The 26827-nt window shown below is 59.7% G+C and carries 24 protein-coding genes; 17 read left to right on the top strand and 7 right to left on the bottom strand.

All coding sequences use genetic code 11. The features are described 5' to 3' along the window. The first annotated feature begins 100 nt into the window (after positions 1-100). The 13 genes from AC13RC_RS19585 to AC13RC_RS19525 all read left to right on the top strand — a co-directional run bounded on the left by AC13RC_RS19585 (position 101) and on the right by AC13RC_RS19525 (position 12695). Complete coding sequence (locus tag AC13RC_RS19585; RefSeq protein ID WP_113329391.1) at positions 101-1171, top strand: LacI family DNA-binding transcriptional regulator; 1071 nt, start codon at positions 101-103, stop codon at positions 1169-1171. Continuing rightward, a complete protein-coding gene (locus tag AC13RC_RS19580; RefSeq protein ID WP_113329390.1) occupies positions 1135-2142 on the top strand; it encodes a substrate-binding domain-containing protein in 1008 nt (335 codons plus the stop codon). Before AC13RC_RS19585 ends, AC13RC_RS19580 begins: the two co-directional genes overlap by 37 nt. A 174-nt stretch (positions 2143-2316) precedes the next feature. Continuing rightward, positions 2317-3810 (top strand): sugar ABC transporter ATP-binding protein, encoded by a 1494-nt coding sequence (locus AC13RC_RS19575; RefSeq protein WP_488558167.1) that lies wholly within the window; start codon positions 2317-2319, stop codon positions 3808-3810. Continuing rightward, positions 3803-4837, top strand: coding sequence for an ABC transporter permease (locus AC13RC_RS19570; protein ID WP_488558166.1), 1035 nt, complete (start codon positions 3803-3805; stop codon positions 4835-4837). Before AC13RC_RS19575 ends, AC13RC_RS19570 begins: the two co-directional genes overlap by 8 nt. Then, positions 4830-5888, top strand: coding sequence for an ABC transporter permease (locus AC13RC_RS19565; RefSeq protein ID WP_488558165.1), 1059 nt, complete (start codon positions 4830-4832; stop codon positions 5886-5888). Before AC13RC_RS19570 ends, AC13RC_RS19565 begins: the two co-directional genes overlap by 8 nt. Further along, a complete protein-coding gene (locus tag AC13RC_RS19560) occupies positions 5885-7264 on the top strand; it encodes an FGGY-family carbohydrate kinase (protein ID WP_488558164.1) in 1380 nt (459 codons plus the stop codon). The genes AC13RC_RS19565 and AC13RC_RS19560 overlap by 4 nt, the downstream gene beginning before the upstream one ends. A 40-nt stretch (positions 7265-7304) precedes the next feature. Further along, the gene (locus AC13RC_RS19555; protein ID WP_069610444.1) at positions 7305-7961 is read left to right on the top strand and encodes a class II aldolase/adducin family protein; all 657 of its coding nucleotides are present in this window, start codon (positions 7305-7307) and stop codon (positions 7959-7961) included. A gap of 87 nt (positions 7962-8048) precedes the next feature. Beyond that, on the top strand, positions 8049-8324 hold the full coding sequence (locus AC13RC_RS19550; RefSeq protein ID WP_095437326.1) for a ribbon-helix-helix domain-containing protein: 276 nt from the start codon (positions 8049-8051) through the stop codon (positions 8322-8324). After that, on the top strand, positions 8311-8655 hold the full coding sequence (locus AC13RC_RS19545) for a type II toxin-antitoxin system RelE/ParE family toxin (protein WP_488558163.1): 345 nt from the start codon (positions 8311-8313) through the stop codon (positions 8653-8655). The genes AC13RC_RS19550 and AC13RC_RS19545 overlap by 14 nt, the downstream gene beginning before the upstream one ends. A 177-nt stretch (positions 8656-8832) precedes the next feature. Next, a complete protein-coding gene (locus tag AC13RC_RS19540; RefSeq protein WP_113329383.1) occupies positions 8833-9507 on the top strand; it encodes a response regulator transcription factor in 675 nt (224 codons plus the stop codon). Then, positions 9504-10955, top strand: coding sequence for a sensor histidine kinase (locus AC13RC_RS19535; RefSeq protein WP_488558162.1), 1452 nt, complete (start codon positions 9504-9506; stop codon positions 10953-10955). Before AC13RC_RS19540 ends, AC13RC_RS19535 begins: the two co-directional genes overlap by 4 nt. A gap of 148 nt (positions 10956-11103) precedes the next feature. Further along, a complete protein-coding gene (locus AC13RC_RS19530) occupies positions 11104-11769 on the top strand; it encodes an ankyrin repeat domain-containing protein (protein WP_488558161.1) in 666 nt (221 codons plus the stop codon). A gap of 89 nt (positions 11770-11858) precedes the next feature. Next, on the top strand, positions 11859-12695 hold the full coding sequence (locus AC13RC_RS19525) for a bifunctional allantoicase/(S)-ureidoglycine aminohydrolase (protein WP_113329381.1): 837 nt from the start codon (positions 11859-11861) through the stop codon (positions 12693-12695). Between the two features lie 83 nt (positions 12696-12778). On the opposite strand, the gene AC13RC_RS19520 is transcribed toward AC13RC_RS19525, so the two are convergent. After that, complete coding sequence (locus AC13RC_RS19520; RefSeq protein WP_488558160.1) at positions 12779-13735, bottom strand: pilus assembly protein TadG-related protein; 957 nt, start codon at positions 13733-13735, stop codon at positions 12779-12781. A 228-nt stretch (positions 13736-13963) separates the two neighbouring features. After that, on the bottom strand, positions 13964-14191 hold the full coding sequence (locus AC13RC_RS19515; protein ID WP_488558159.1) for a hypothetical protein: 228 nt from the start codon (positions 14189-14191) through the stop codon (positions 13964-13966). Between the two features lie 193 nt (positions 14192-14384). Here AC13RC_RS19515 and AC13RC_RS19510 point away from each other — a divergent pair, with 193 nt between their 5' ends. After that, positions 14385-15851 carry a glucosamine inositolphosphorylceramide transferase family protein gene (locus tag AC13RC_RS19510; RefSeq protein ID WP_488558158.1) on the top strand — a complete coding sequence of 489 codons (1467 nt, stop codon included), beginning with the start codon at positions 14385-14387 and terminating at the stop codon, positions 15849-15851. On the opposite strand, the gene AC13RC_RS19505 is transcribed toward AC13RC_RS19510, so the two are convergent. Both AC13RC_RS19505 and AC13RC_RS19500 read right to left on the bottom strand, forming a co-directional pair. Next, positions 15804-16946, bottom strand: coding sequence for a glycosyltransferase family 4 protein (locus AC13RC_RS19505; RefSeq protein ID WP_488558157.1), 1143 nt, complete (start codon positions 16944-16946; stop codon positions 15804-15806). The two genes, AC13RC_RS19510 and AC13RC_RS19505, sit on opposite strands and share 48 nt — an antisense overlap. Then, on the bottom strand, positions 16943-18355 hold the full coding sequence (locus AC13RC_RS19500; protein ID WP_488558156.1) for a lipopolysaccharide biosynthesis protein: 1413 nt from the start codon (positions 18353-18355) through the stop codon (positions 16943-16945). Before AC13RC_RS19500 ends, AC13RC_RS19505 begins: the two co-directional genes overlap by 4 nt. A 243-nt stretch (positions 18356-18598) precedes the next feature. Here AC13RC_RS19500 and AC13RC_RS19495 point away from each other — a divergent pair, with 243 nt between their 5' ends. Genes AC13RC_RS19495 through AC13RC_RS19485 form a run of 3 tightly spaced genes read left to right on the top strand, consistent with a single transcriptional unit; the run spans position 18599 to position 23504 of the window. After that, a complete protein-coding gene (locus tag AC13RC_RS19495) occupies positions 18599-20761 on the top strand; it encodes a GumC family protein (protein ID WP_488558155.1) in 2163 nt (720 codons plus the stop codon). A gap of 26 nt (positions 20762-20787) precedes the next feature. After that, positions 20788-21891, top strand: a complete 1104-nt coding sequence (locus tag AC13RC_RS19490) for a glycoside hydrolase family 5 protein (RefSeq protein WP_488558154.1) — start codon at positions 20788-20790, stop codon at positions 21889-21891. 59 nt (positions 21892-21950) lie between these two features. Continuing rightward, a complete protein-coding gene (locus AC13RC_RS19485) occupies positions 21951-23504 on the top strand; it encodes a hypothetical protein (RefSeq protein ID WP_488558153.1) in 1554 nt (517 codons plus the stop codon). A gap of 70 nt (positions 23505-23574) precedes the next feature. On the opposite strand, the gene AC13RC_RS19480 is transcribed toward AC13RC_RS19485, so the two are convergent. From AC13RC_RS19480 to AC13RC_RS19470, 3 genes are all read right to left on the bottom strand, one after another. Next, positions 23575-24459, bottom strand: coding sequence for a GNAT family N-acetyltransferase (locus tag AC13RC_RS19480; RefSeq protein WP_488558152.1), 885 nt, complete (start codon positions 24457-24459; stop codon positions 23575-23577). 113 nt (positions 24460-24572) lie between these two features. Continuing rightward, a complete protein-coding gene (locus AC13RC_RS19475; RefSeq protein ID WP_488558151.1) occupies positions 24573-25832 on the bottom strand; it encodes an FAD-dependent oxidoreductase in 1260 nt (419 codons plus the stop codon). After that, positions 25829-26638 (bottom strand): WecB/TagA/CpsF family glycosyltransferase, encoded by an 810-nt coding sequence (locus tag AC13RC_RS19470; RefSeq protein ID WP_113329370.1) that lies wholly within the window; start codon positions 26636-26638, stop codon positions 25829-25831. The genes AC13RC_RS19475 and AC13RC_RS19470 overlap by 4 nt, the downstream gene beginning before the upstream one ends. Between the last annotated feature and the right edge of the window lie 189 nt (positions 26639-26827).

Below are 26827 nucleotides of genomic sequence, written 5' to 3'. Positions count from 1 at the left end.
CGCTCACGTTGACACCAAAGCTATGCTGGTATAGCTTACAATAAAACGTTTCACCAGAATTTTCGTAGTATCAATCTGAGATTATTGAAGGGAGGGCAGAATGTCGAAATCGCGAACCCCTTCCATCAAGATGGTGGCCGACAGGGCAGGTGTCTCGGTAGCGACCGTTTCGAACGTCCTCAATGGCAAACCCACGGTCTCTCCGGATTTCGCCAGGCGCGTGAACGACGCGGTGCGTGAGCTTGGCTATGTCGTCGATCTCGGCGCATCGCGGCTGCGCTCGCGCAAGGCACAGCTTGCCGGTGTCGTGGTGCCGGATCTCACCAATCCGATGTTTGCCTCCTTCGTTTCCACGCTGGAGCATCTGGCGCGTCTCGACGATTACGATCTGGTGGTCGTCTCTGCGCGCAACAATGCCGAGGAAGAAGCCGACCGGCTGCGCAAGATCCGCTCATGGCGTCCGGCTGGCCTGATTGTCATCCCCTGTGATGGCGCCTTTGCGGAACGCTTGCCGAACGGCTTCTTTGCGCCGGTCGTATTGGCCGACCGTATACCCGATGCGGCCGGCTTCGATTTGATCGCGGTCGACAATGGCCCGGCTGCCGGCGCGATCGCGGCCCATCTCGACAGGCAGGGTTATGGTGATTGCCTGGTTCTGGGCAGTAGCCTTTCGATCACCAATGTTCGCGAACGCTGGGAGGGCGTGCGCGCTGCGGCCGGCCGTATGCATGTCGAAATGCTGGAAATCGGCATAGATGATGCCAATGGCGCGCAGCGCCTTGAGGAGCGTCTGCGTCAGCGTCCCTTGCCTGGCGCGCTGTTTTCGCTCGACCACGGCACGACGCTTCTGACGTACCGCACCATGGCGGAGATCGGGCTTTCCGTGCCCGGCGATCTCGCCTTTGCAAGCTTCGACGATATGGAATGGATGAGGCTGGTCGCACCCGGCATTACGGCGGTGCGTCAGCCCATCGAGGAAATGGCCGAGCAGGCCTGGGCGCTTCTGTTGCGACGTATGACCGGCTTCGGAGGAAAGCCGGTTACGCGGCGCCTGCGCTGCGCCGTCGAGATCCGCGGTTCGACGCCGCGGAGCCCGCTTGAGGAGGCGGGTAACACGAAACTGGGAGGAGAAAAATGGAAGTTACAAGACGAACCCTACTCGCCGGAATAGGTGGAGCTGTCGTCGCCGGCACTCTGGGCGGCACGATCGGCGTCGCACAGGCGGCCGAGCCGCAAGTCGGCGTCGTGGTCAAGATCGGCGGCATTCCATGGTTCAATGCCATGGAAGTCGGCATCAAGAAGGCGGCACCGGAATACAAGGCCAATGCCTGGATGGTCGGGCCGACGCAGGCCGATGCCGCCCAGCAGGTGCGTGCGATCGAAGATCTGATCGCCCGCAAGGTCGCTGTCATCGGCATCGTGCCGAATGACTCCGCTGCCCTCGATCCCGTTCTCGGCCGTGCGCGGGCCGCAGGCATCAAGGTGCTGGCCCATGAAGGGCCGAACCAGAAGGAAGCCGATTGGGACTTCGAGCTGACGACCATCGAAGGCTATGGCCAGGCCCATATGGACCTGCTTGCCAAGCAGATGGGCGAAGAAGGCAAATATATCGTCTATGTCGGATCGCTGACGGTTCCCCTGCATAATGCCTGGGCCGATGCCGCGATCGCCTATCAGAAGCAGAAGTACCCGAAGATGGAAATGCTCGGCGATCGCTTCGGCGTGGCCGAGAGCCTGGATGACAGCATAAAGACCACGCAGGACCAGCTTCGCGCTCATCCGGATCTCAAGGGCATCCTGACATTCGGTTCGCAAGGTCCGATCGGTGCGGCGCGCGTTCTCGACGATCGCGAAAAGGCGAAGTCGATCGCGCTCGTCGGCGGCTTCTCTCCGGGGCAGGGCGTCAAATACGTCAAGTCCGGCACCATCCGCGGTGGCTTCATCTGGAATCCGATGACGGCGGGCGAAATCTTCGTTCAGCTCGCCTCCCTGCTGGCTGCTGGCAAGGAGCCTACCGACAATATGGAGCTGACCGGCGTCGGCAAGGTGCGTGTCTATCCAGACAAGAAACTCATCCAGGCCCAGAAGCTCGAGTCGCTCGATAAGGAAAATATCGACCGGCTCGTAGCGCTTGGTCTCTAAAGCATTTCCAGGAAAAGTGCGCAGCGGTTTTCCGTCCGGAATGCGTAAGGAACCAAGAGGATAGAGCTTTTCCGCGATGAGAAGAGAAGCGGAAAAGTTCTGACAGTTCCTCCCGAGGGCCGGCGGCAGGCTCCAAGCCGCCGCCGGCCGATTCATGGCAATCGGAGTGGCTCGATGAGCGACGAAATTCCGTTTCTGCGTTTGACCGGACTGTCCAAACGGTTCGGCGGCGTGCGGGCATTGGAAGAGATCGACTGGGACGTGCGGTCTGGCGAGATTCATTGCCTGGTCGGCGAAAACGGCTGCGGCAAGTCGACCCTCATCAAGACCGTGGCCGGCGTGCATCCGCCTTCGGCGGGTATGATCGAAATCGAGGGCGAGGCTGTTCTTCCGCTTGATCCAGCACGCGCCAAGGCTCTGGGAATTCAGGTGATTTTCCAGGACCTGTCTCTGTTTCCCAACCTGTCCGTTGTTGAAAATATCGCCATCGAAAGTCATCTCGACCGGCTGGTAAAACCGGTCAACTGGAAGCGAATGCGGGAGAAGGCAAGCGCTGTCCTTGCCAGGCTCGGCTTTGCGCTCAACCTCGATCTCGTGGTTTCCGATCTTTCGGTGGCCGAGCGCCAGATCGTCGCGATCGCACGCGGCCTGGCAGCCGAGGCACGACTGATTTTCATGGACGAACCGACAGCGTCGCTGACGCGGGCCGAGGTCGACCGCCTCTTGGGGATCGTCGGACGGCTCAAGGCGGACGGTATCGCCGTCGTCTTCGTTTCCCACCGGCTCGACGAAGTCGTCGAGATCGCCGAGCGGGTCACTGTCATGCGCGACGGCCGCAAGGTCGGCACTTGGCCCGCCGATCAAATGAATGAAAAGAAGATCGCTCATCTGATGACGGGGCTCGATATCGATCACGCGATCGTTGCCCGCAACATGGGTGAGGCGGCGCCTATTCTGGAAGTCCATGGTCTGTCGCGCCGCGGTGAGTTTGCCGATATCGATTTCACTCTGCGCCGCGGTGAGGTGCTCGGCATCTCCGGATTGCTGGGATCGGGCCGCACCGAGGTTGCACTGACGCTATTCGGCATGCATCGGGCCGAAAGCGGCAGCATTCGTCTTGAGGGCAGGGAGCTTGTGCTTCGCTCCAATCGTGATGCCGTACGCGCGGGTATCGCCTATGTCTCCGAGGATCGTCTGAGCCTCGGCGTCATCCTGCAGCAGTCGATCGGCGACAACATCATGCTCGCGATCATGCGGGGCATGGCAAACCGGCTGGGGCTCATTCCCGATAAATCCCGCAGGCAACTCGCCGAGGATTGGATCAAGCGGCTCGCCATCAAGGTTCCCTCGGCCGATCGTGCCGTGCAGACCCTTTCGGGCGGCAATCAGCAGCGTGTCGTGCTGGCGAAGTGGCTTGCGACGCGGCCGAAGGTGCTGATCCTCGATTCCCCGACAGTCGGCGTCGACATCAAGAACAAGCAGGGCATCTATGATGTGGTGGCCGAACTGGCCCGCCAGGGCGTCGCCATCATCCTCATTTCCGACGAGGTCTCCGAGCTCTTTGCGACCTGCGATCGCATCCTGCACATGCGCGCCGGCCGCATCGTCGGCGAAGCGGTGCCGGGTGACGTCAGCGAGGCTAACATGAAGGAGCGCATCTATGCGTGAGCACAGTCAAACGGCCGGACCATCCTTTGTCGCGCAATTGAAGCGGCGTCCCGAAGCGTGGCTTCTGGCCGTCATTGCCGCGGTCGTGATCGTCTTTTCCCTGACGGCGCGCGATTTCCTGACGCTCGCCAATATTATCGATCTGCTCGAAACCTATTCCGTGCAGGCGATCATGGCGATGGGCCTCTTCGTCGTGCTGGTTTCGGGCGGCATCGACATATCCTTCGCGGCGACCGCCTCCGTAGCGCAATATTGTGCGGCGCTGCTGGCAACACAGTTCGGCTTCTCCGCGCCCGTCGTCATTGGTTTTGGGCTGGCGATCGGCGTCGGCCTGGGTTGCCTGAATGCACTTCTGGTTCATTATGTGCGCATCACCTCGATCATCGCCACGATCGCCATGATGAGCGTCAGTTTCTCGCTGCTGATGTATTTTTCCGGTGGCAAGTCGATCTATACATTGCCGGATTGGTGGACGAACCGCATCGTCTTCTGGCGCATGGAAACGGCATCGGGCGACATCGTTCGCGTGACGTTGCCGATCGTCGCGATGGTGGTGGTGACCCTGTTCACCTGGGCATGGATGACGCGCTCGTCCGTCGGGCGGCAGCTCTATGCGATGGGCGGCAATGCGGAGGCGGCGCGACGGATCGGCATGAATATCGGCCGGCTGCAATTCGTCGCCTATGGCTATCTCGGGCTGATGGCGGCGGTTGCCGGCCTGCTGCAGGCCCATCGGGTCGGCGAAAGCGTGCCCAACGCCATGTACAATACGGAACTTGCGGTACTGTCCGCCGCTGTCCTTGGCGGTGCCAGCCTAACCGGCGGCATCGGCACCGTGCCCGGCGTGCTGCTCGGCATCGTGCTTCTGGCCGTGCTGCAGAATGGGCTCAATCTGCTCGGCGTCTCCTCCTATTTCTTCCAGATCGTCATCGGCATCACTATTCTGGTCTCGACCTCGATCACCGTCATCAGCTCGCGGCCGGGCCGCCGCCATCGCCTCATCGCGGGAGCGTCGTCCAATGGCTGAACCTCCGCTTCTCTATAACATCAACAACAGCCTGGCAGACCTGATGACGCGTATGCGGACAGGCATTCCTGGTGCCCACACCGGGCTTGTCGTCCTTCTGGTCTTTCTGGTTGCCGGCTTCTCCCTGTTCATTCCGAATTTTGCCTCACTCGGCACGCTGCAATCCTTCATGTACCAGCTGCCGCTGCTGGGCCTTCTGTCCCTGGCGATGATGGCGCCGTTGATCACGGGCGGCCTCAATCTGGCGATCATCGCGACGACCAACCAATGCGCGCTGCTGATGGCCTTCATCATGCAGAGCCTGATCACGCCCGATAGCGGCACGGGAGCGGCGCTCGCCGTGATCATACTGGCGCTTCTGGCCGGCCTTGTGCTTTGCCTGCTCATCGGCCTTATCACTGGCACGCTCATTGCCTATACCGGCGTTCACCCCATCCTCATCACCCTCGGCACGAAATCGCTGATCGACGGCATCAGCATCTATCTGACCCGCGGCATGGCACTGTCAGGCATACCGGACGGCTTCAGCCGCATCGGGACGACGACGATAGTAGGAGTGCCGCTGATCTTCCTGCTGCTGATCGTGGTTGCTGTCATCGTCAGCCTCATATTGCGACGTACCGCCTTCGGCATCGCCTGCGCCATGATAGGTTCCAATATTGAGGCGGCGCGCTATTCGGCGATCGATACGCGCCGGGTTCTGGTTGGCGTCTATGCCATGTCGAGCCTGATCTGCTTCTTCGCCGCCCTGGTCATGCTGGCAACCTTCAATTCGGCAAGCGCGGATTATGCGCAATCCTATCTGCTGGTAACGATCCTTGCGGCTGTGCTTGGCGGCATCGATCCCTTCGGCGGCTTCGGCACGGCCGGCGGGTTGATGCTGGCGCTGGCGATCCTGCAGGTCATCTCCTCGGGCTTCAACCAGTTCGGCCTCAGCAATTACCTGACTGTTGCGATATGGGGCGGCATTCTCATCTTCGTCGCTGCGGTTCAGACGGCTCGGCCCTACCTGATGTGGCTGCTGCCGACACGTTTCTTCGGTCCAAAATGAGCATCGTTGCGGTTTTCGACATCGGCAAGACGAATGTGAAGCTGTCGGCGGCAACGGATGACGGCCGCGTATTAGAAACGCTGTCGACGCCGAATATCGTGAAGGATGGTCCGCCCTACCGCCATCACGATCTCGACAGTCTGGAAGACTGGCTCATCGATAGCCTGACGGAGCTGGGACGCAGGCACGATATAGGCGCGATCATTACCTGCGCGCATGGGTCCGGCGGCGTGCTGGTCGACCGACAAGGTGCTGCAATGCCGATGATCGACTATGAGCAGCCGATCCCCGCGGATGTCGAGGCGCGGTACAGGGCAATTGCCGGCTCCTATCGCGAGAGGGCAAGCGCCATCATGCTGGGCGCGGCGCATCTCGCGCGGCAGATGTTGTGGCAGGAAATGTATTGGCCGGAGACCTTTGCCGCGGCCAGCGCCTATCTCGCCACGCCGCAATATTGGGCGTTTCGCCTGTCCGGCGTGCTGGCAAGCGAGGTGACGAGCCTGGCGGCGCAATCTCATCTGTGGGCATCGGCCGATGGCCGGCCGGCATCGCTCGTTGCAAGCCGCGGATGGCAGCGTCTCATGCCGCCGATGCGGCGGGCATGGGAAACGCTCGGCCCGTTGAAGCCTGAGCTTGCTGAGCGATGCGGCCTGAAAGCGACGACGCGTATCCTATGCGGCGTGCATGATTCCTCGGCCAATCTATACCGTTATCAGGCGGCCGATCTGTCTGATTTTACCGTTGTCTCCACAGGTACCTGGATCGTTGCATTGAGCGATCGCGGCGATGTCGATTTCAGCGTCGAGCGACCCGGCCATTCCTGCAATGCCGATGTCTTCGGAAACCCGACACCGGGTATGCTGACCATGGGCGGTCGGGAATTTTCGACCGTCGCCGCAAAGGCTTCGGGTCCCGCCTCGTTGCAGGCCCTTCGGAGGATCGTGGCGTCAGGTACCTTTGCACTTCCGACATTCGGCTTGGACGACGGGCTTTTTCCCGGCACAGCCCACCGCGGCCGTCTCGAAGGCCCGCTTGCGGAGGAGGAAGGCGTCCGGTTCACGCTCGCAGTGCTCTATTCGGCGCTGCTGACAGCCGCCTGCATTCAGGACCTTCCGCCCACGGAGACGGTCGTGCTGGACGGCAATTTCGTCGTCGATCCCCTTTATGGCGCCATCGTCGCGGCCTTCCTGCATAATCGACGCGTGCTCGTCAGCCGCAGCACGACCGGAACGGCGACTGGCGCCGCCATGCTGGCATCCCATGAAAAGCGTGCCTCACCTGCAGCGCTGGCGGCCGAAGCACCCGATATCTCCAGCCTTCCCGAACTTTCATCCTACCGGCACCGCTGGCAAACCCTGATCAAGACAATGGAGTGAGATCGTGACGACTTATGACGACAATGCCCTGCGCGAAGACATGGTGGCGATCTGCCGCCGGATGAACGCATCCGGCATCAACCAGGGAACGGCCGGCAACGTGTCGGTGCGGAATCCCAAGGGATTTCTGGTCACGCCAACCTCTCTGCCCTATGACATGATGCAGCCAAAAGACCTGGTGCAGATGTATTTCGATGGCAGCTACGAGGGCGAGCGCCGGCCATCGTCCGAGTGGCGGTTCCATCGCGATATTCTCGCGTCCCGCGAGGATATTGATTGCGTGCTCCATTGCCACTCGGTCTATGCCACCACGCTCGCCGTACACCATAAGACCATTCCGAGCTTTCACTATATGACCGGTGTAGCGGGCGGCACGACGATCCGCTGCGCCCGCTACGCCACCTTCGGCACCCAGGCGCTTTCGGATGCTGCGATCGAAGCGCTGCAGGATAGGCTAGCCTGCCTGCTCGGTCAGCACGGACAGATCTCGCTCGGGAAGACGCCGGCCGCCGCGCTTGCGCTTGCCATCGAGGTCGAAACCCTCTCCCGCCTTTATGTGCAGGCGCTGACACTTGGCGAGCCGCCCATTCTTGACGACGAGGAAATGGCGCGCGTCATCCAGCAGATGAAGAACATGAGCTATGGACAGGCGCCGGATTTGGATGGGGTCAACGATGTGGCAAAGCGGCGGCAATAATCCCTCATCGCCTTCAATCGTCTCGCCGCGAAGTCTTGACATGTGTGCGACTGAGTAGCACCTTAGGCGCCTGAAGGAGATTATCCCGTGAGCGTCAAATCGTCGATATCGTTGACCGATCAGCAGGATGCATTTGCTCGCTCGCTTGTCGAGACGGGCCGCTATTCCAGCCTGAGTTCGGTTCTCCAGCAGGGCCTGGAACTGCTGCGACAGAAAACGGAAGCGGAAGCGGCCGAGACGGAAGGGCTGCGCAGGCTCATTCAGCGCCGCGTCGACGGACCGAAGATTCCGGCTCAGGACATGGAAGAGCGGATCGAGAGCATGATCGAACGCAAACGGCGAGCTCTTCGTGTGGAGCCTTGAATATTCCAGGGATGCCGAACTCGATTTCGAACTGACCTTCGATCATCTGTTTGCGGCCTATCTCGATCTTGGAGACTCGTCTGGGGAAGCACTAGAGCGCGCGGCCAGCCGTATTCGCGAACTCCGTCGGGAAAGCGATCGGTTGGTCGAGACCCCATATATCGGAACATTGCGGCCGGATATCTATCCTGGCATCCGTTTCCTGCGGCGCGACAAGGCAGCCGTCTGGTTTCTGCCGATCGAGGAACGCAAAACGATCGTCGTTGCGGCGATTTTTTTTGGCGGTCAGGATCATATCAGGCGGATGCTGGCGCGCATGCTGCAGCGATAAGGCTTCAATTGTCTGCTCGAATGGGGTTTCCGGCTTCGAGCAGGGTCATTTCTTATTGGTTGCGACCCATTGGCTCCATCCTGATGCCACTTCCGCAATCTGCGTGTAATGTAGCCGCAATCTTTGGCTGTCAGTGGGGGCGAAGGACGGCAATCGCCGTCCTTTGGGGAAAAGTCATTGCGAATTCTGCTGCTTGAGGATGAGCCCGAAATGGCCCGCGCGCTGCTTGAAGCGTTGCGGCGTCGCGATGTACTCGCCGACCATGTCCGAACGATTGCGGATGCCGATGCCATGGCCCGCGTTGGAACCTATGACGTCCTCGTGCTGGATCGTCGCCTGCCTGACGGCGAAGGACTGGATCTCGTGGCGGCGCTGCGTCAGCGCAAGCATCCCGTCCCGATCCTCGTGCTGACGGCGCTTGGCAGCGTCGATCACCGCGTCGACGGTCTCGACAGCGGTGCCGACGACTATCTTGCAAAGCCTTTCGCGATCGAGGAATTGCTGGCGCGCTTGAGAGCTCTCCAGAGACGAGGGCCGACGGTTTCCGACAGATATCTGACTTTCGGCAATCTGAGCGTCGATCCGCGCACCAATGAGATCGTCGTCGGCAGCGCGCTCGTCGAGTTCCCGCGACGCGAATATCTGGTGCTGGAGACGCTGATGCGCCGTCCGAATCGCATCGTGACGAGACCGAACCTGATCGAAGCGGTTTACGCCCTTGAGGACGAAATCGGATCGAACGCTCTGGATGCGCATATCTCGCGCATTCGAAAGAAGCTGCTTCTGGCCGAAGCCACGGTCGAGATAAGAGCGGTGCGGAACATCGGCTATCTGATCCGGGCGAAGGCATGAACCCGGAACGCAGCCGATCGCTACGCTGGGGACTGATAAAACGCCTGATCGTCCTGCAGGCCTTTCTTCTTGTTCTTTTCTTCGTCCTTCTCGTTGCCTGGCTCTGGATCATCAATCCGGAGCTGGAAGATGCCAATGAAGAGGCCGTTCGCGTTGTCGCTCAGCAGATTACAAGGGATGATGACGGGCAGTTGCAGGTGGCCGAGACGCAGGAGGTGATAGAGCTGAAGCAGCGCTATCCGGACCTCTGGTTCATGATCCGCGACCATAAGGGAGTACTCTTCCAATATGGAGAGATGCCGGCCGCCGCTCTCAACGAGAGCTTTCCGTGGACGATCGAGCGAATCAGGGTCGAAGCTGCCAACGGCGTGCATGCCACGGTCGAAAACCGGGAGACGTCCATCGGCCAGCTGCAGATCATGGCGGCTACCGAACGCGGCTTTGACAATGATGGCTTGAATGTGTGGATCAACATGCGCGTCGAGATGGCCAGGGGACCCCATGGCGAAATCGAATGGCTCAAAATATTGCCGGCGCTTGCATTCGTCACCTTGATCGGCGTCGTTCCCATACTGGCGTTGACGGGCGTCGCGACGCTGCTCGTCACGCCACGTGCCGTCGGCCGGTCGTTGAGCGGGCTGGTGGAGACGGCAACGCAGGCGCAGGCGATCGACTTCGACAGCCGTTCGGCCCGCCTCGAGCGCTCGAAGGTGCCGACCGAGATCATCCCTCTGGTCGACGCGTTCAACCATGCCCTCTCGAAGCTGGATGAAGGGTATAACAGGCACAATCGCTTTCTTGCCGATGCCGCCCATGAGCTGCGGACGCCGATCGCGATTGCACGGACACGGGCGGACCTTCTGCCCGATGCCGAAATCAGTCACCAGCTTCGGGACGATATCGACCGGCTGTCCCGCGTCGCCCATCAACTCCTGGAGATGCAGGCGATCGGCGTGGTCGAATTGCGTGCAGAGAAGAAGGATCTGAATGTGCTGGTCGAAACCATCGCCGCCGATCTTGCGCCGATTGCGATGGACGCCGGCTATGATTTCGACTTCGAGCCGAGCCCCGAGGAAGCGGTCTTCGTGATCCAGACCTCGACGATAGAAATGGCTGTGGTCAATCTGATCCGGAATGCGATCGACCATGCCGGAGGGAAGGGCTCGATCGTCGTTCGCGTCGGCGCCGGCGGCACCATAGATGTCTGCGACGAAGGTCCCGGCATACCGCTGGCGGAGCGCGGTCGCGTCTTCGAGCCGTTTCGCCGCATCAACGCCAGTTCATCCGGCGCGGGGCTGGGGTTGAATCTGGTCAAGAAGGCCGCCGAACTGCATGGTGGACGGGTTTCGTTTCTAGACACCGGCCATGGTTTTTGCGTGCGGCTGCAGATCGGCTCCATACCGCCGTCGGTCGTGGTGGCGGACATGGGCTGGCGACAACAGCGCTAAATGTCGATCCTAAATCGCGGATGCTGGCTATTGCAGCGCAAAATCCTGAAACTGTTTTTATTTTCTCAGCGGTCAGGGCTCGGATATTTGATTTTCCGACGCCGGGTTCCCTGCTAGGTTTCGGGGAGAGGCACCACCGGGATAAGGCATGTTGAAACTTTTATTGTCGGCTTTGTTCTTCCTGACGGCTGTCTGCACTTCTTTTCTTGCCTTCGGCGACACGATGGATCTTCGACTGCATAAGGCTGCCGCAACCGGTGACGTCGCGGCCATCCAACAATTGCTCGATAGCGGTGCCGCCATCGAGGCTCGGAATGCAAAGGGCGCAACGCCGCTGTTGGTCGCGACGCACGCCAACAGGGTGGACGCTGCGCGAGCGCTGATCGAGGCGGGTGCCGACGTCAATGCCAAGGACGATATTCAAGACAGTCCCTATCTCTATGCCGGCGCTCGCGGCCATCTGGATATTCTCAAGCTGACGCTTGCGCATGGGGCGGATCTCGAGAGCATTAACCGCTATGGCGGCACGGCGCTTATTCCCGCCTCCGAACGCGGCCACGTCGAGACCGTCGACACGTTGATCAAGGCGGGTGTCAACGTCGATCACGTCAACCGGCTGGGGTGGACTGCCCTGATCGAGGCCATCATTCTCGGCGATGGCGGTTCGCGTCATGTTGAGATCGTCAGGCTGTTGATAGATGCAGGCGCAAACGTCAATCTGGCCGACAATGATGGCGTGACGCCGCTGCGTCATGCCCGCAGTCGCGGTTATGATGGGATCGTGAAATTATTGGAGGTGGCGGGGGCGACATAACGAGACGCTCCGACTTCAGGTACTATGCAATACCACGGGGAGGCACATGCCTCGGTCTCCCGAAACGATGAGAATGAAGGGCTTGGACAATGGAAAGAAAATACTATTCCTCTCTTGGCGGCCATCCGCCGCAGAGCGATCTGCTGACGGGGCGAGCCGTATTCACGGAGGCCTATGCGGTCATCCCCAAGGGAGTGATGCAGGATATCGTCACCAGCTATTTGCCCTTCTGGAACGATACGCGCTGCTGGGTGATCGCAAGGCCGCTTTCGGGTTTTGCCGAGACCTTTTCGCAGTATGTCATGGAAGTGGCGCCGGGCGGCGGCAGCGACCGGCCGGAGCAGGATGCCGAGGCCGAAGGCGTGTTATTCGTTGTCGACGGCGAGATCGAACTCACCTTGCCCTCCGGCAAGCATGTTCTCCAGCCGGGCGGCTATGCCTTCCTGCCACCGGGCCTGAAATGGTCGCTGCACAACCGCTCCGGCGCTCATGCCCGCTTCCACTGGGTGCGCAAGGCATATGAGGCCGTCGAGGGGCTGGCTCATCCTGAACCGCTCATCTTGAACGAGAAGGATATTACGCCGTCCGCCATGCCGGGCACGGAGGGGCGCTGGGCAACGACCCGCTTCGTCGATCCGTCCGACCTGCGGCATGACATGCACGTGACGATCGTCACTCTCCAACCCGGTGCTGTCATTCCCTTCGCGGAGACCCATGTCATGGAGCACGGCCTCTATGTACTGGAAGGCAAGGCCGTCTATCGCTTGAACCAGGATTGGGTCGAAGTCGAGGCCGGCGACTTCATGTGGTTGCGCGCCTTTTGCCCGCAGGCGTGCTATGCCGGCGGTCCAGGTCCGTTCCGCTATTTGCTCTACAAGGACGTCAATCGCCACATGACGCTTCGTCCCTTCGGCGCGCGCCGTTAAGCCATGCGGTTTTACGACAAGCTCGGCGCCCATGGCGCCGGCTTAGGGTCATCGATACGGCCGGTCGTCAGCTTGCCGTCGCATCAGTTCGTGAGGCGCACGGCATCGCCGTCGGCCGAGGAACATTGCGACGAGATCGTATAGAAAAAGTCCTGTCGATCCCAACCGCCGCCATCTTCCCAGGCGTGTTTTTGTGCGGCCTGGCAGCCGAAATAATTCTCGATCGGCAAGGTGACGCCTTTGGGAAGTTGGCTACCGTCGACGAAGAGATAATTCGACGTATTCGGATCATCTGTCCGCAGGGTCAGATCGTATTTTGTGCCGGCCGAGTTCTTGCTGTTGCAGTTCACGGCGTTGTTGTTCGAGATGGTCGCGGCCTGGCCAGGTGGACAGCCATCATCCTTGACGTCCATCTGCAGTACGAGCTTGGTATATTGGCCCAGCGTAATCGGGCCGGACGGGACGGCAGTCATGGTGCCCTGGCCACCGTTGTTATGGGTTGTCGGCTGATAGGTTACGGTGCCGACCACGGTTTCGGCCGTTGCATTGGGTCTGACGACACGGATCGTGATGACTTTGTAGTACCATCCTTGCGCCTGTGTCGGGGTGATGGTCACGATGTCAGGCTTTGCCGGCGCCGTGGCTTGGGAGTTCACGCCGATGTCGACGCTGTTGATATTGACGATGCGCATCAGATTTGTCGGCACCGCTCCGGTCAAACTGACCGAAATGATGCGTCCGTTTGCCGTGATAGTATAGCTAAGGTTGGCAGGTGTCGTGTCCGCGTAGGCGGTGATGAAGCGTGTGGCTTCTGCCTGCGCCGCGGCAAGGTTGGTACCATCGAAGATCTTGCCGCCGGCCAGAGCGGCACCATCGGCGATTTCCTGCAAATTCGTTCGCTGATGTACCGCAGATGCGTAATCCACTGCCAAGCCTGCAGCTGCAGCCAGCGGGACTGCGATCAACGCCGTCAATGTCGCGAAATTGCCAGCACGATCCTTTGTCAGGCGGTCAAATTGCTGCAAAAAGCGAGTGCTCATTATTCCTACCAGAAAAAGCCTGAACTTTGGTCGGAGAATGGGCAAAATATATAAAGACGTGGTTTAGAAGGAGACTCAAGTTGTAGCCATAGGCAGCATTTTTATGCTGATATTCAGGTGGAAAAGACTTTCTGATACTTTGATGATGCTTTGTGTCTACGGGGATTTATCTGTGGTAGATATTGAGAATCTCAGCAATCTGCGGTAAGTATTCGCCATGCATTCTTGTCAATTCGGGTCGTCTGGTTTTTGCGCTTCGTCGTCAGCCGGCAGGCCGAGATCGATCAGCGTTTGGCTGATGTCCCGGCGCGCTGCGAGGTAGATCGGGCTGGTATTGCGAGCGGGCAGGGCGATATTCGCGGCTGTCGAGCCTGGCCTCAGTTCCAACCCCTTCGCCAGAGCTAGTCTGGCTTCGTCAATTCGGCCCAATCGTTGATAGGCGGTCGCCAAAAGCATATGCGCCCGGCCCGCGCCCAGCAGCCACCATGGGTGCTGCGGTCGTCCGAATTTACTTACGGAAATTCTTCTTGACCGGTAGACGTGCAATTCTCCAATACAACCTTAGAATAACGGGAAAGTAAGCTTTCCCGAATAAATGTAGTTCCCAGGCCTCAGAAGCTTCGCCGATGCTGCGGCGGATGGGAGCGTCATGCCGTCGATCGATATCATCGTGCCGAAATCCGCGCCTCGTCGCTGGCAGGAGATCGTGATCCGGCGCCTGCAGGCAGACGGCCACGACATTGCCGTCTCGCACGCAGCCGGGTCGGAAGCGTGGCCGGCAGCGGTCAATGCCGCTTTGGCTCTCGAGCGAACGATCTTCCGCCGGCGCGATCCGGCGCTTGCCGCTCCTCTATTGGAAATTCCCACGAGTATTCGCATCCGCCCTGCTGCATTTCGGCTGGATCTTGCCGGCAATGCTGCGCCATCGGATATTCCGACCATCACGTTGCGGTTCGACGGATCGCGGTCGGACCTGTCGGTCCCGATATCCGTCGCCGCCGGCGCCTTGCCCGTCATCGAAACCGTCCTGGATGGAAAGAGGGTGATAGGCCGAGCGCGGCCGATGATCGACAAGCGGGAATCCGTCTCGCTCGGTGTCGAAGATGTCTTGGCACGTGCTATCACGCTTGCCGTTTCCACCGTTCGTGCCCTTGCCGAAAACCGCCTCGCTATGAACGAACCCGTGTCCACAGCGCCTGAAAATCCTGCTGCTGGAATGCTGGAGTTTGCATCTTCATATGCGGCCAGCGCCCTGCCACGCCTAGGTCGGGAGGTGATACGGCGCGCACGTTTTCGTCATGCGCATTGGCGCGTCGGCTATCGCTTTACCGATGGGCCGGGTGTGGCAAGCACCTGTGGACTCGGCGACGGCTGGTCGGAGCTGCCGGATGCGGGAGACCGTTTCTATGCCGATCCCTTTCCATTTCAATGGCAGGATCGTTCCTTCCTGTTCGTGGAGGATTATCCGCATGCGACCGGCAAGGCGGTCATCTCCGTCGTACCGTTCGATGCCGCCGGGAAGCCTGGAGAGCCGCGATGCGTGCTGGAAGAGCCTTACCATCTCTCTTATCCGCAGGTCTTCGAGCGCGATGGTGCAATCTGGATGCTTCCTGAAGCAAGTTCGGGCGGAAAACTCGTCCTCTATCGCTCCATCCAATTTCCGGATCGCTGGGCTCCCGAAGCCGTGCTCATCGAAGGAGAGATTTCCGATGCGACACTCCTCGAACATGGTGGACGACTCTGGCTGTTTGCGACTGACCGCGATGGTTATGGCAGCACCTCCGATACGCTCGCGGTCTTCCATGCACACCGGCTTGCCGGCCCCTGGACGCCGCATGTGCTGAACCCGGTTTTCATCGATCGTCGCATGGCGCGCCCGGGCGGCGCTTTCGTCCGCGAGAGGGATGGTATCTATCTGCCGGTCCAGGACGGAACGCTCGGCTACGGCGGCGGGCTCGGTATCTCGCAATTGCTGGAGCTGGATGAAAAGACGGTTCGACTGTCGTCACCCCGACCGATCGCGGCGCATGGTGATTGGCCCTATCCGAAAATCCATACGCTCAATCGCTCAGGCCGACTGGAGGTTATCGACGGGATTGCAGCCGTGCGGAAGTGAGCGGGACAGAAGCAGCGCTTCGTAGCCGGCGCACATGCGCGCCGGCGAATATTGTTCCTTCAGCTGCCGTCCGGCAGCGGCAAGCCGAGCTGCAAGGTCGGGCCTGGCGATAAGTTTAGCAAGTCCATCAGCCATGCCCTTGGCATCGGCTTCGACGAAGAGCGCGGCGGCTTCGCCATCATCCGTGGTCAGCACTTCCCGCAGCACATCGAGCTTGCTGGTGACCACCGGCAGTCCGGAAATGGCTGCCTCGACGGCGGCAAGGCCAAAGGTTTCTGTCAAGGACGAAAAAGCATAGGCGTCTCCCGTTGCGAGGAATTCGAAGATACGCGAGGGAGGTACCTCGCCGACGAGATGCAGCCTGTCGGCGACGCCATTGTCCTTAGCAAAAGTGACGATCGCATCCTGCTCGGGGCCGGTGCCGGCGATAGCGATATGAATGTCGGGCAGATGGGCGAGGGCACCGACGAGCGCGATCTGGTTTTTCGATGGCGCCATGCGGCCGGAAGAGACGGCAAGCCATGCCTCTCGGGGCAGGCCAAAGGCGGCGCGCGCCGCCGCCTTGTCGAAGGCGACCGAGGGTGCAGGAACGCCGTGGTCAATGCGTGACGTCCGGCGCCGATAGGCTTTCGGGAAGGTGTCGAACTGTGCCTCCGTCCAGCGCGAATTGACGACGTTGGCATGATAGGCGCCGAGCGTGCCCATCAACTTGTCAACCTGCGTCAGGATCCCCCTGACGCCTCGGGTCTGCGGGGCGCCGCTCTGGTTTGCAATGATGAGGTGTGCACCGGCGAACCGCGCGCCGATGGTGCCGAAAATATTGCCGTAGTGCTGGAAGGTGATGACCGCCTCCGGCCGAGCTTTGCGCAAATAGACGGCAAGTCCAATCGCCGCCCGCATCTGGCCTGGAAGACCATGTGGCGGCTTGGTGAGGATGAAATCGGCGTATGGATCGCCGTCGTAGACTTCGGTTTTCCTATACATGAAGACTGTCCGCACATCATGGCCACGCGCGCGCAGTCCCTCGCCGACCATATCGGAAATCCGCTGTGCGCCACCGGCTTCCGCTTGTGTCTGGACCTGGATGATTTTCATGAGCGGCCTTTCAGGAAGGAGCGAGCGGCAAGCGCGTCCTCGCCGGCAAGAAAGCCGAGGATTGACGGGTTGATGCCGATGGTGCGGCGCGCGATGAACACGGCGGTCACGCACCAAACGATGATCGTACCGGCGATGGCGAGCGCCGCGCCGATCGGGCCGAGCCAATAGGTCAGCACCGCCGTTGCACAGAGCCCGAAGGTGTTGACGATAACAAGCAGCTTGAAAAGCGCGTGCTGGAGGCCCGTCAATTGCATAAGGATTTCGGTCGGCCCGCAGGCGGTGCCGATGGTCGCGCCGATGCCGAAGATGATCAGCGTCACCTGCATCGTCGGCGTGGCATAGGCGTGATTGAAGATCGACAAGATCAGGTTGCCGAAGACCAGGAAGGATACCAGTACGCATAAGGCGATGATGAAGCCACCCAAAGCTGCGAGGCTGGTGATACGCTGCACATGTGCCCTGTCCCCAGTGTAGAAGGCGGCGGAGATCTGCGGCGCCAGCGCCTGGTTGATGCCGTTGAGTGCGAGGACGACCAGCCGCATCGTTCGATCCGCGACGAAAATCGCGCCAGCGGCCTCTGGGCCTAGAATGGCCGCGACAAGCAAGGTGCTCGCCTGGCTGAGCGCAGGCGGCAGCGCCGTGACGCCCCAGAGCCCGAACGTCACCGTCTTGAATTCATCCTTCTGTTCTGTCGTAAGCGGGCCGCGCTGCGCGCGCATCGTATCGCGAAAAAGCACGAATGTTTGCGGCGCGATCATGAGGAGCAGCAACCCGGCTGTCAGGTAGGTTGCGGTAACCGCGCTCATCCTCATCTGCATGAAATGGGCAAGCACGAAGACGGGGATTGCTACTGCCCGCCAAATGACATCGCGTGGCAGCAGGGCGAAGATGAGCGCATTCTTGGCGCGAAGGGCGCAGGCGACGAATTCCGACCAGCCGAGCGCGAAGGCCAATACCATGGTCGCCACGCAGATCGCCAGCCATTCGGGCGTTTGTGTGCCGACGAATGGCAAGAAACCGATGACGAGAATGAACAGGCTGAAGCTCGCAAGCCCCATCAGTGCGACAAGGATGGAACGGGCCATCATGCCGTTTGCCGAATTCAGATCGTTATTGCCTGCATATTGCGGCCAGAACCTGAGCACTGCGCTTTGCTGACCGACGATGGCGAAGAAGGAGACCAGGCTCGCTCCGGCATAGGCGGCGCTATAAAGACCGAACTGCCGCTCATCGGTCGTCATGGCGACGGCGACGAACATCAGGAACGAAAGGCCGGCACTGGCGAGCTTGATGGCACCGGCAACGGCGCCGCTCCTGGCAAGCGCGCCGATCGACAAGCGCAGGTTGCTCGCAGGCGGCGGCGTTTCGGCCGATATCGTATCGCTGCTGCCAGCTTTCTCACCCAACGCACTGACCCTGTGTTGATTGCTGTCGACCGAATGGTCTGCAATGCCTGAAATAGAATGTATCTCTAATATCGTAAGTACTGATGCTTGCGCCAGAATGAAGTCGCAACATGGTTACTTGCGATGTCTCAAGTCGATCACACGCTCTGGTGTAAATTCAACGGATGATTAACATTATTCACTAATACTGAATTTAGTGATGTGCGATGAGCCGGAGACCCGCGGCCCGCGGAGAGGAACAGGATGAAGCCGTTTAACATTGACGAGCGCTCGCTTCCGCCGCTGTTCGATGTCGGTGCCGTGTGGACCATCCTTTGGCAGCGCTGGCTGACCGTGTTGACGTGCACCGTTGCCGTGCTTCTATTGACGCTGGCTTACCTTGCCGTGGCAAAGCCGAGCTATACCGCGACAGCTTCCGTTATGATCGATCCGCGCGATCCGCGCGCGACGAATCTCAACAATGTCCTGCCCGGCATCGGCAGCGATAGCGCGGCCATCGCAAGCCAGGTGTTCGTCATTGAATCGCGTGACCTTCTGATGAAGGTCTTTGAGAGCGAGAACATCGAGAACGACCCTGAATTTTCGGCAGGCGGCGTCCTGTCGCGTATTGGTCTCGCTTCACATCCCACGAAGGATTCGATCTTCAAGAATTTCCAACGTGCCGTCACAGTAGAGCGTGCCGGGCTTACCTATGTCATCGATGTCAGTTTTGCATCCCGCTATTCCGACAAGGCGGCGCGGATCGCCAATGCCATCGTCAATCGCTATAGGGCCGGTCTGTCGGGTGAGCGGGAGACTGCAAACAGCGACGTGAATTCCCTGCTTGCAAGCCGGATCGGCAATCTTCAGAAGAACGTCAGCGATGCCGAGCAGGAGGTCGGAGATTTCAAGGTCTCGCATCAGATCCTCGATGCTTCCGCGGGCGGCACGCTTCAGTCTCAGATAGACAAGCTTACGGATCAGCTGATCGGCGCGCGAAGTGAGGCCGATCAGGCCAAGGATAAATATGCTCAGGCAGTCGCCGCAGGCACCTCGCCGGCAGGACTTGCCAAGCTTTCGGAAATCCTTTCCTCCGAAGCCACGGTCAAACTTCGCGAGAACTACAATCAACGGGCCGCCGATCTCGCCAATTACGAGGCCATGTATCAGCCGCGTCATCCGATCGTTAAAAGATTGCGATCCGAGTTGGAGAGGATGCAGAGTCTTATGGCCGTCGAGGCGCAGCGGATTACTCGGGAATTGAAGGCAAAGTCCGACCTCGCTGGACAGAACGTCGCAGCACTCCAGGCAAAGCTCGATGATCTCCGCCAGAAGCTGGACAGTTCGAATGCTGCGCAGGTGCAGTTGCGGCAGCTGGAGGCGAAGACGAAAGCGGCACGCACGGTCCTCGACGATTTCCTGAAACGCGCCGAGGAAACATCGCAGATGCAGGGCCTGCAGCTGCAGGAGGCCCGGGTGATCAGCGCCGCCGCTCCGCCGGTACAGCCGACCTGGCCGAAGCCGCTGCTCCTGTTGCCGGTCAGCGCCGCGCTCGGTCTCATCATCGGCTGCGGTCTTGCCCTCGTGCGCGGACCCAAACATCAGCCGGAACAGGATCCGACAGGCCCCATAAGACGTAGCCTCCTTGACGTCGAGCCCCACAAAGACCCTTCGCCGGAAATCGCAAAGACGGAGCCGGCGCCGGTCCATCTTGGTGAATATCGGCTTCCGGGCGTTGCCGGCGTCGGTGCCTATCTCAGCATCCGCGCGATGCGAAGACGCTTTTTTCAGGCCGGAAACGAAGCTTTTTCGCGGGATGTGCTGCAGCTCATGCGGCGCATCATTCTGCATCTGAGAGAGCATCCGAAGCCCTATGTGCTGCTGGTCTCCTCGCTGCACACGCCGCTGGCGGCGAGACTTGCGGGCGCTATGGTCGGCCTTGGCCTCCAACAGGCCGAACAGAATGTGCTCGTGGTCGAGTTCGGAGACCTGCCTGGCTTGGGAGCGCCGGCGCGCAGCGGTAACGGCGTCTTCATCAGCGGGGCGAGCGGCCTGCGGACCGTCGTGTACAACAGGCCCGTGGCCGAGAATTCGGAACCGTCGGTGCGCCTTGGCCTCGACGATATATTGACCACTGCCGGCTCGTTCGATTTCGTGCTTCTGATGGGGCCTTCCATCGTCGATGACAATTGGGATCCAGCGCTTTTCGCTGAAGCGGATCTCATGCTTTTTGCGCTCAACCCTGCCGAGGAAGCGGCGGAAATCGCCAATATGCTTCGTCAACGGCTCGACGCCGATCAGATTGGGCGCAGCGCCACGCTGACAATTGCGCCGGAGAACATCGATACGCGCCGTAGCCAGATGGTGCGACCCATCCGCTCGACTGACGATGGAGGGCAGGGTGATCGAGTCTCTGCAAGGGGATGAACGAGGGACGCGGCTCGCGATCGACGATGATATCACGCCGAAGCGCTCTCAAGCTGGCAGGCGGCTCTATTCTGGCTGCTCTCCCGGCTGCCGGCGCGGCGCGTGCGGCGGCCAGGCCCATCGTACCCTCGCGTGGCATCAATCTGCCCGGCTGGTTCGATAACAGCGATGGATTGGCGCCAAGCGAGCCGGTCCTCGAAAAGCTTCGCCAAGCGGGATTCGAGACGATCCGCTTGCCGATCAATGGCGATCTCTTGCCGGCAACTGATACGGCCGCGCTCCGTCGCATCGAGGCCGGCGTGACCGACCTTAATCGGCTGGGTTTTTCGGTCCTTGTGGACATGCATCCCTCTGAAAGTCTGCACACGGCTCTCCGTCAGGATTTCGAGGCCGGCTCGCAAAGGGCGGCCGCCGCCTGGATGGCGTTAAGCAGCGTTGTCGCGAACCTCCCGGATGATAAGGTCTATCCGGAGCTCTTGAATGAGCCGCCCATGCGGAGTGACGCGTGGCTGCAACTGCGGGATAGGCTTGCCGAGGTCGTACGATCCAAATGCCCGAGCCATACGCTGATCTGGGGGCCATCGCCCTCTCAGGGCATCTGGGAAATAGGCGAGACGCCGCCGCTCGCCGACGATAACCAGATCGCCGCCATTCATTTCTATGCGCCCACGGCCTTCACCCATCAATGCGAGACATGGGATGCATCTCCGCTTGCGCGGATTTCGAATTTGCCTTTTCCGGCTACCATCGAAACGCCTCTCGTGCAGGAGAGCATCGGCAAGCTGCGCGCTAACGGGGATGAGCAGGCCGCAAACCTCATTGAGGAGCAATTGGCGACGCCCTGGACAGAAGCGGCGATCGCTTCCGAATTCGTGAGGCTGAGGCGCTGGTCCGAGACGCATGACTGCCCCGTCATGATGAATGAGTTCGGCGTGCTCAACTTCTGTGTCGATGCCGAAAGCCGCAGGTTCTGGGTTCGGGCCGTGCGGCAAGCGGCAGAGGCCAATCAGGTCGGCTGGGCCTATTGGGAGCTCGATCAGGGTTTTGGCATCATCGAGAGCCGGCGCAGCGCCGAAGGTTTTGACGTCGGCATGATCGCGGCACTTCTGGATGGCCGTGGCGGAGGCTGAAATGCTGAGGAATATGGCAGTGAGGAACGACAACTGATGCGGACGAATGGAGTTTGGCGATGAGCATTACGGGACATCGCGCCGGCTTCGCGGCGGGAGGCGTTAGTTCGCTGCGCTCGGATGCGGTCTTCCACCTCTGCATCGCTATTCTCGCGGTCATTGCTACCGTTTCAGCCTTCGCCGTCTGGACGCCTTTTGGGGTTGCCGCGACATTTGCCTTGACGCTCGTCCTGTCCGTCGCTCAGCCCGGCTGCATCCCGATCGTCATCGCCTGTTCCTTTCTCTACCAGAACCTCGTGGTCGCCTGGTTCACCCCCTTTGTGCCGGATCACAACACGTTCGATGCGCTGCGCGGCGCCAATTTCGTCATTCTCATGACTGCGTTTGGCGCCTTCGTTATGGCCTCTTTCCAATACCGCGTGCGGGCTCTGACGGAATTGCGGCCCTGGCTGATGTTCAGCTTTATGCTGTGCGGCATTGTCTGTTTCTATCTAGCGCTTGGGGCCGTTCATGGCGGACCGAAGGATGCCGTTATCTACTTCCGCAATACGATCACGCCGCTTGCATGCTTCCACATCGCAATTCTGGCAGCCAGTCTCTATCCCATTGATCTGCGCAAGGGCATCTTTTGGCTCTGCGCCATTGCCATCATATACGGCTATCTGGAACAGATCTTTCGGATGGATTTCCTGAGCCTGTTTCACGGCGATCTCTATATTCATCGTGGCCTGAAGGCTCAGATCGAGGCCGGTGTATGGGAAAAGAAGCTGCGAGAGACTGGCTTCGTGCTTCGCGGCATCGAAGACACGATGATGACGACCTTCTTCAACATCAAGCTGTTCAGTGACCTGTTTCCGCCGATCTTCCGCAATGGCGGCCCGAACTTTCACCCCATCAGCTACGCCTACGGCTTGAGCATCATGTCTGCCTGGCTCCTCTTCAGAGGCCGTTGGCTGCTGCCGATTGCTGCCCTGCCACTATTGCTTGTCATAGGCTCGAAAGGAGCGACGTTCATGTTGCTGGTGGCGATCGGTGCCCGGCTGATCTATCATCCATCGCGCGCGGAACTGACGCTTCTTGCCGTCATCGCGCTTGCCGTCGTCTGGACGGCCGCCGCTATCCTCTTCGGCGCCACCCATGGCGATTACCATGTTCTCGGCCTGATCGCGGGCGTTCGCGAATTCCTGCACAATCCGTTCGGACAGGGCCTCGGCATCGGCGGTAATCTTTCGAGTACGAGCCTCAATCTGGATTGGGACCGGGCACAGGATGAAGGCGTTGCATCCGTGCCCGTCGAAAGCGCGGTCGGCGTCATGCTTTATCAGATGGGTGTGGGCAGCTTTGTCTTCTTCGGCTTTCTTGCCGCGCTGGCCCTATCGGCGCGCAGGCAGCTGATTGCTACCGGCGATCCGGATTTTCTCTTCGCTTTCGTCGCGGTCGTCACGATCGCGTCCAATGCCGTATTGCAGGAGGAGGCATTCTTCTCTCCGCTTGCGCTCGGCTTCTGCCTCCTGCTTGTCGGTGTTTCTTTTGGAACGCGCTGGCGCTCGCTCGGCATTTCGCGAAGAATGGTCAGCCAGTCGGGCGAACACATGCCATCGCCCTCGCTGTAACGCGGTTAATCTTCAATCCGCCTGAGCGCGCGCAAATTCCAAAACCCCGCCGCCGGCTCTTTGTCAGGGATCAGGAGCCGAAGATGACGAGTTCCGTGAATGTCAGGTCACCAAGCGAGGGCGGTTTCGGACCTTTGAAATATTTCGTCCCGCTTCCGGCGAAATAACGCCCGATGAGACCGGGCACCGGCCCGTTCGCATCGACGACGCAGAGAAATATGCCTTTTCGCAGAAGATGGCGCCCGAGCGCGCCGGCGCACCGGCTAAGCTCCTCAGGGGTGCGGCTGTAAATCACCTGGGCACTTGGAACGATGCCGTGGAAGATACGGCGTGTCTTGAATACGAAGGGAAAGGCTTCGTCACCGTCGACACAAATCAACGACAGGCATCCGAGCGCCGCATGCTGGAGAAGGATCTCCCTATCGCCTTCCGAGAGCATCGACATTTCCGGAAGATCGGAGCGGGCTTCAAGCACACGATAAGTCCGCCTCGCAGCACTCAGCATCGGCAGAAAGGCGAGCTGCCCGTCCGCATAGCGGCGAAAGCCGAGCGCTTCGTTGACCTTTATCGTCCCTGGCGCCGGAGAAACGTTGATGAAGGTGACGTTCTTTCGTCTGAGCGCCGCAATCACCATCTTGCCGGCGAAAGCGCGATATTCGGGATCGACGGACCAGCTCGACAAATTGCAGCGGAGCTCTTCTCCTTCCAATCCCTCGTGCCGAAAATAAAGCGCCAGCAGGACACCGACGATGCGTCCGGACATATCCAGAACGAAGCCGTATTTCGGCAGGTCGGGCACGAAAGGCCGCTTTTCCATGCGCGCGACGGCGCGCTCCCAATAGCTTCGATCGCGTGTTGGAAAATTTCTGCGAAGACAATCGATGATGCCATCCCAATCGCTCTCTTCGATTGGTCGGCAAGTAAGTCCAGGAGGAAATGCGCCTAAAACTGCCATGATCAACTCCGTAATATTATCGGTATAGGATTGCATTTTTCACATGTTGGAAACATGCACTATTTCCATGAGTGAATATTTCCTGAGACCGCATTTCGTGCTTGCGAGCTCGGCTATGCCATCGGTTCCGAGTTCAGCGCAGCGGATCGCAGTGCAGACTTGGCGCGTATCGCCTTCGCCTTCAGCTGATGAAGCTTTGTCGCAAGAGCGGGGCTTATGTTTTCGATGCCGTATAGGATGTGCCGCCGTGTGAAATGGAACTGGCGGCGCAGATGCCACCCGACATCGGTCTTCGCCGTTAGATTGAAGTGGTGATCGGCCATTTGCACCGAACTGATGTCCATATCAAGCTTTTCTGGGTCGTCATAATAAGCGGCGATCTTGGTGTGATCGATGGCAGTTTCTGTCATCCATTGCGGGATATATGTGCAGCACAGGCGCTCTACATCGGTCAGAAGCCGGCTGACGCCGAGTCCGCTTGCCGGACAGGAGGTCAGATAGGCATCTCCGATCAGCACGACGCCATCCTGTCGGCAATTGTCGGCAGCTGTTATATCGGTCAGCCAGCTATCGACTCGGCTGCTGATTTCAAAATCGCCAAAGGTGTCGACAAGTGACGGCAAGGCGGCCGTGAGCATTCCTTTCGGATCGTCATGCAGCGACTTGACCCATGGATCTCGCGGGTCTCGGAACAGAAAGAGATTGGCTCGTGTCGTTCCAGGGACCGGAAATAAATTGAGATGGGCGATTCCGTCGCCGTCGCCATGATAGGTCAGGGCCGTATGGCGAAATCTATTGGATCGCAGCGGACGAATGTTGAAGCCGAATGCCAGCGGGCGTCTATCGTTAATCTGTCGGTGCAGAATCCCGAGATCCCGGCGCAGGGTATCGCCCATGCCCGTCGCGACCACCAGCAATCGCGTGGTGATTTCGTCCTGACCAAGGATCGATATCCGTTGGTGCGCTGCTCCGATCCGCAAAGCGCGGACTTGGCCGACGACGAAATTCACCGTTTCAGGCAGCGCGCTCCGCATCGCCATGACGAGCCTGTTGTAGAAAAATCCATAGTGCTGGCCGTATGTCCGGTCCACCACGCGCCCCTTGTGCATGTTGACGATTTCATCGAAGGGTACGGCGGCAGTCGACAGAGGTGCAAATAGCTGAAGTCGCTGAAGTTTTTCGATCGCCTCGCCGGCTATTCTTTCAACGCGGAATTCCTGGGGAAAGACGCGATTACGATCGATGAGTGTCACCCGATATCCCGCTCGGCCGAGCAGGCAGGCTGCTAGCGTGCCGGAAAGCCCGCCGCCGACAATGGCTATGTCTGTGTCCGTTTCGCTCGTCGGCAGTTCGGAATATCGCCTATTCATCATTTCGAATACCTCAGGATCGCATAGATGGCGTAGGGGTTGGTCGTCAGGTAGCGCCAGAACAGGCGGCGAGGTTCCATCAGCATCCGCCAGAACCATTCGAAACCGGCTCTCTGGATCCAGATGGGCGCCCTCTTCGTTCTCTCCGCCAGATGGTCGAAGAGGCCGCCTGATGTCTTGATGATGCCGACATTGGCAAGTCGCGCAGCAAAATCATGCACGAAAATCTGCTCGCGCGGCACGCCAAGGCCGATCCACAATATGTCGGGGGCGAGTGTGTTGATCTCGTCAAGCTTCCGTTCCAGGGCTTCTCCGGCAAGGTAGCCGTGGCAATGGCCCACGATGCGCAAGCCGGGATAGCGAGTTTGCACGGCGGCGACGGCTTCACGGTTTGCCGTCTCGGTCGCTCCCAGGAGATAGAAGCTTATGCCTTCCCTTTCGGCCAGTTTGGCGACATCGTGAAAGAGATCCGTTGTTGCCACGCGCTCGGGAAGCTGCACCCTGCAGAGTAAGCGTGAAGCCATCACGAGGGGTTGACCGTCGGCCAGGATCTGATCCGCCTGCTGGAAGAGTTTGGCGATATTGGCATCGGCATGAACGCGTGCGACGACCTCGCCATTGGCTGACGTAAAATAATAGGGCCGGCTGTCGCGGCGGCGTCTGCGCGCGACATCGATCATGAAGGAAGCAGCATTGCGTCGATTGACGACAGTGATGGGCAACCCGCCGATCAACACGCTTGGAAGCGCGGGCGGATAGTCTTGCGCAGGAATGGCGGCTCCATGTTCGGGCGCGTCTGCCGGCTGCATTTGGCTCTCCTGATTTAAGATCTGCTCTTCGGAAACAAGATGCGCACCAGTAGCGTCCGACCCGTTGTAGCCGGGTTTTTGAACGCCATTCGTGGTTGAGTAAGCTCTTCCTGAATATCTTTGAGAGTCTGTACCAATATCTTGCACAACCATTACCTCCGCTTGCGTAATGGTTAGCTAATATGAGTC

This window comes from Martinezella sp. CNPSo 3890 (assembly GCF_057784455.1).
Note: the sequence above shows the minus strand (reverse complement) of the source record. Positions and strands in the feature narration are given on the sequence as shown.

Coding starts and splice junctions, on each gene's coding strand:
- AC13RC_RS19585 (WP_113329391.1), top strand. CDS start 101: ATGTCGAAATCGCGAACCCCTTCCATCAAGATGGTGGCCGACAGGGCA.
- AC13RC_RS19580 (WP_113329390.1), top strand. CDS start 1,135: ATGGAAGTTACAAGACGAACCCTACTCGCCGGAATAGGTGGAGCTGTC.
- AC13RC_RS19575 (WP_488558167.1), top strand. CDS start 2,317: ATGAGCGACGAAATTCCGTTTCTGCGTTTGACCGGACTGTCCAAACGG.
- AC13RC_RS19570 (WP_488558166.1), top strand. CDS start 3,803: ATGCGTGAGCACAGTCAAACGGCCGGACCATCCTTTGTCGCGCAATTG.
- AC13RC_RS19565 (WP_488558165.1), top strand. CDS start 4,830: ATGGCTGAACCTCCGCTTCTCTATAACATCAACAACAGCCTGGCAGAC.
- AC13RC_RS19560 (WP_488558164.1), top strand. CDS start 5,885: ATGAGCATCGTTGCGGTTTTCGACATCGGCAAGACGAATGTGAAGCTG.
- AC13RC_RS19555 (WP_069610444.1), top strand. CDS start 7,305: ATGGTGGCGATCTGCCGCCGGATGAACGCATCCGGCATCAACCAGGGA.
- AC13RC_RS19535 (WP_488558162.1), top strand. CDS start 9,504: ATGAACCCGGAACGCAGCCGATCGCTACGCTGGGGACTGATAAAACGC.
- AC13RC_RS19530 (WP_488558161.1), top strand. CDS start 11,104: ATGTTGAAACTTTTATTGTCGGCTTTGTTCTTCCTGACGGCTGTCTGC.
- AC13RC_RS19525 (WP_113329381.1), top strand. CDS start 11,859: ATGGAAAGAAAATACTATTCCTCTCTTGGCGGCCATCCGCCGCAGAGC.
- AC13RC_RS19520 (WP_488558160.1), bottom strand. CDS start 13,735: ATGAGCACTCGCTTTTTGCAGCAATTTGACCGCCTGACAAAGGATCGT.
- AC13RC_RS19515 (WP_488558159.1), bottom strand. CDS start 14,191: ATGCTTTTGGCGACCGCCTATCAACGATTGGGCCGAATTGACGAAGCC.
- AC13RC_RS19510 (WP_488558158.1), top strand. CDS start 14,385: ATGCCGTCGATCGATATCATCGTGCCGAAATCCGCGCCTCGTCGCTGG.
- AC13RC_RS19505 (WP_488558157.1), bottom strand. CDS start 16,946: ATGAAAATCATCCAGGTCCAGACACAAGCGGAAGCCGGTGGCGCACAG.
- AC13RC_RS19495 (WP_488558155.1), top strand. CDS start 18,599: ATGAAGCCGTTTAACATTGACGAGCGCTCGCTTCCGCCGCTGTTCGAT.
- AC13RC_RS19490 (WP_488558154.1), top strand. CDS start 20,788: ATGATATCACGCCGAAGCGCTCTCAAGCTGGCAGGCGGCTCTATTCTG.
- AC13RC_RS19485 (WP_488558153.1), top strand. CDS start 21,951: ATGAGCATTACGGGACATCGCGCCGGCTTCGCGGCGGGAGGCGTTAGT.
- AC13RC_RS19480 (WP_488558152.1), bottom strand. CDS start 24,459: ATGGCAGTTTTAGGCGCATTTCCTCCTGGACTTACTTGCCGACCAATC.
- AC13RC_RS19475 (WP_488558151.1), bottom strand. CDS start 25,832: ATGATGAATAGGCGATATTCCGAACTGCCGACGAGCGAAACGGACACA.
- AC13RC_RS19470 (WP_113329370.1), bottom strand. CDS start 26,638: ATGCAGCCGGCAGACGCGCCCGAACATGGAGCCGCCATTCCTGCGCAA.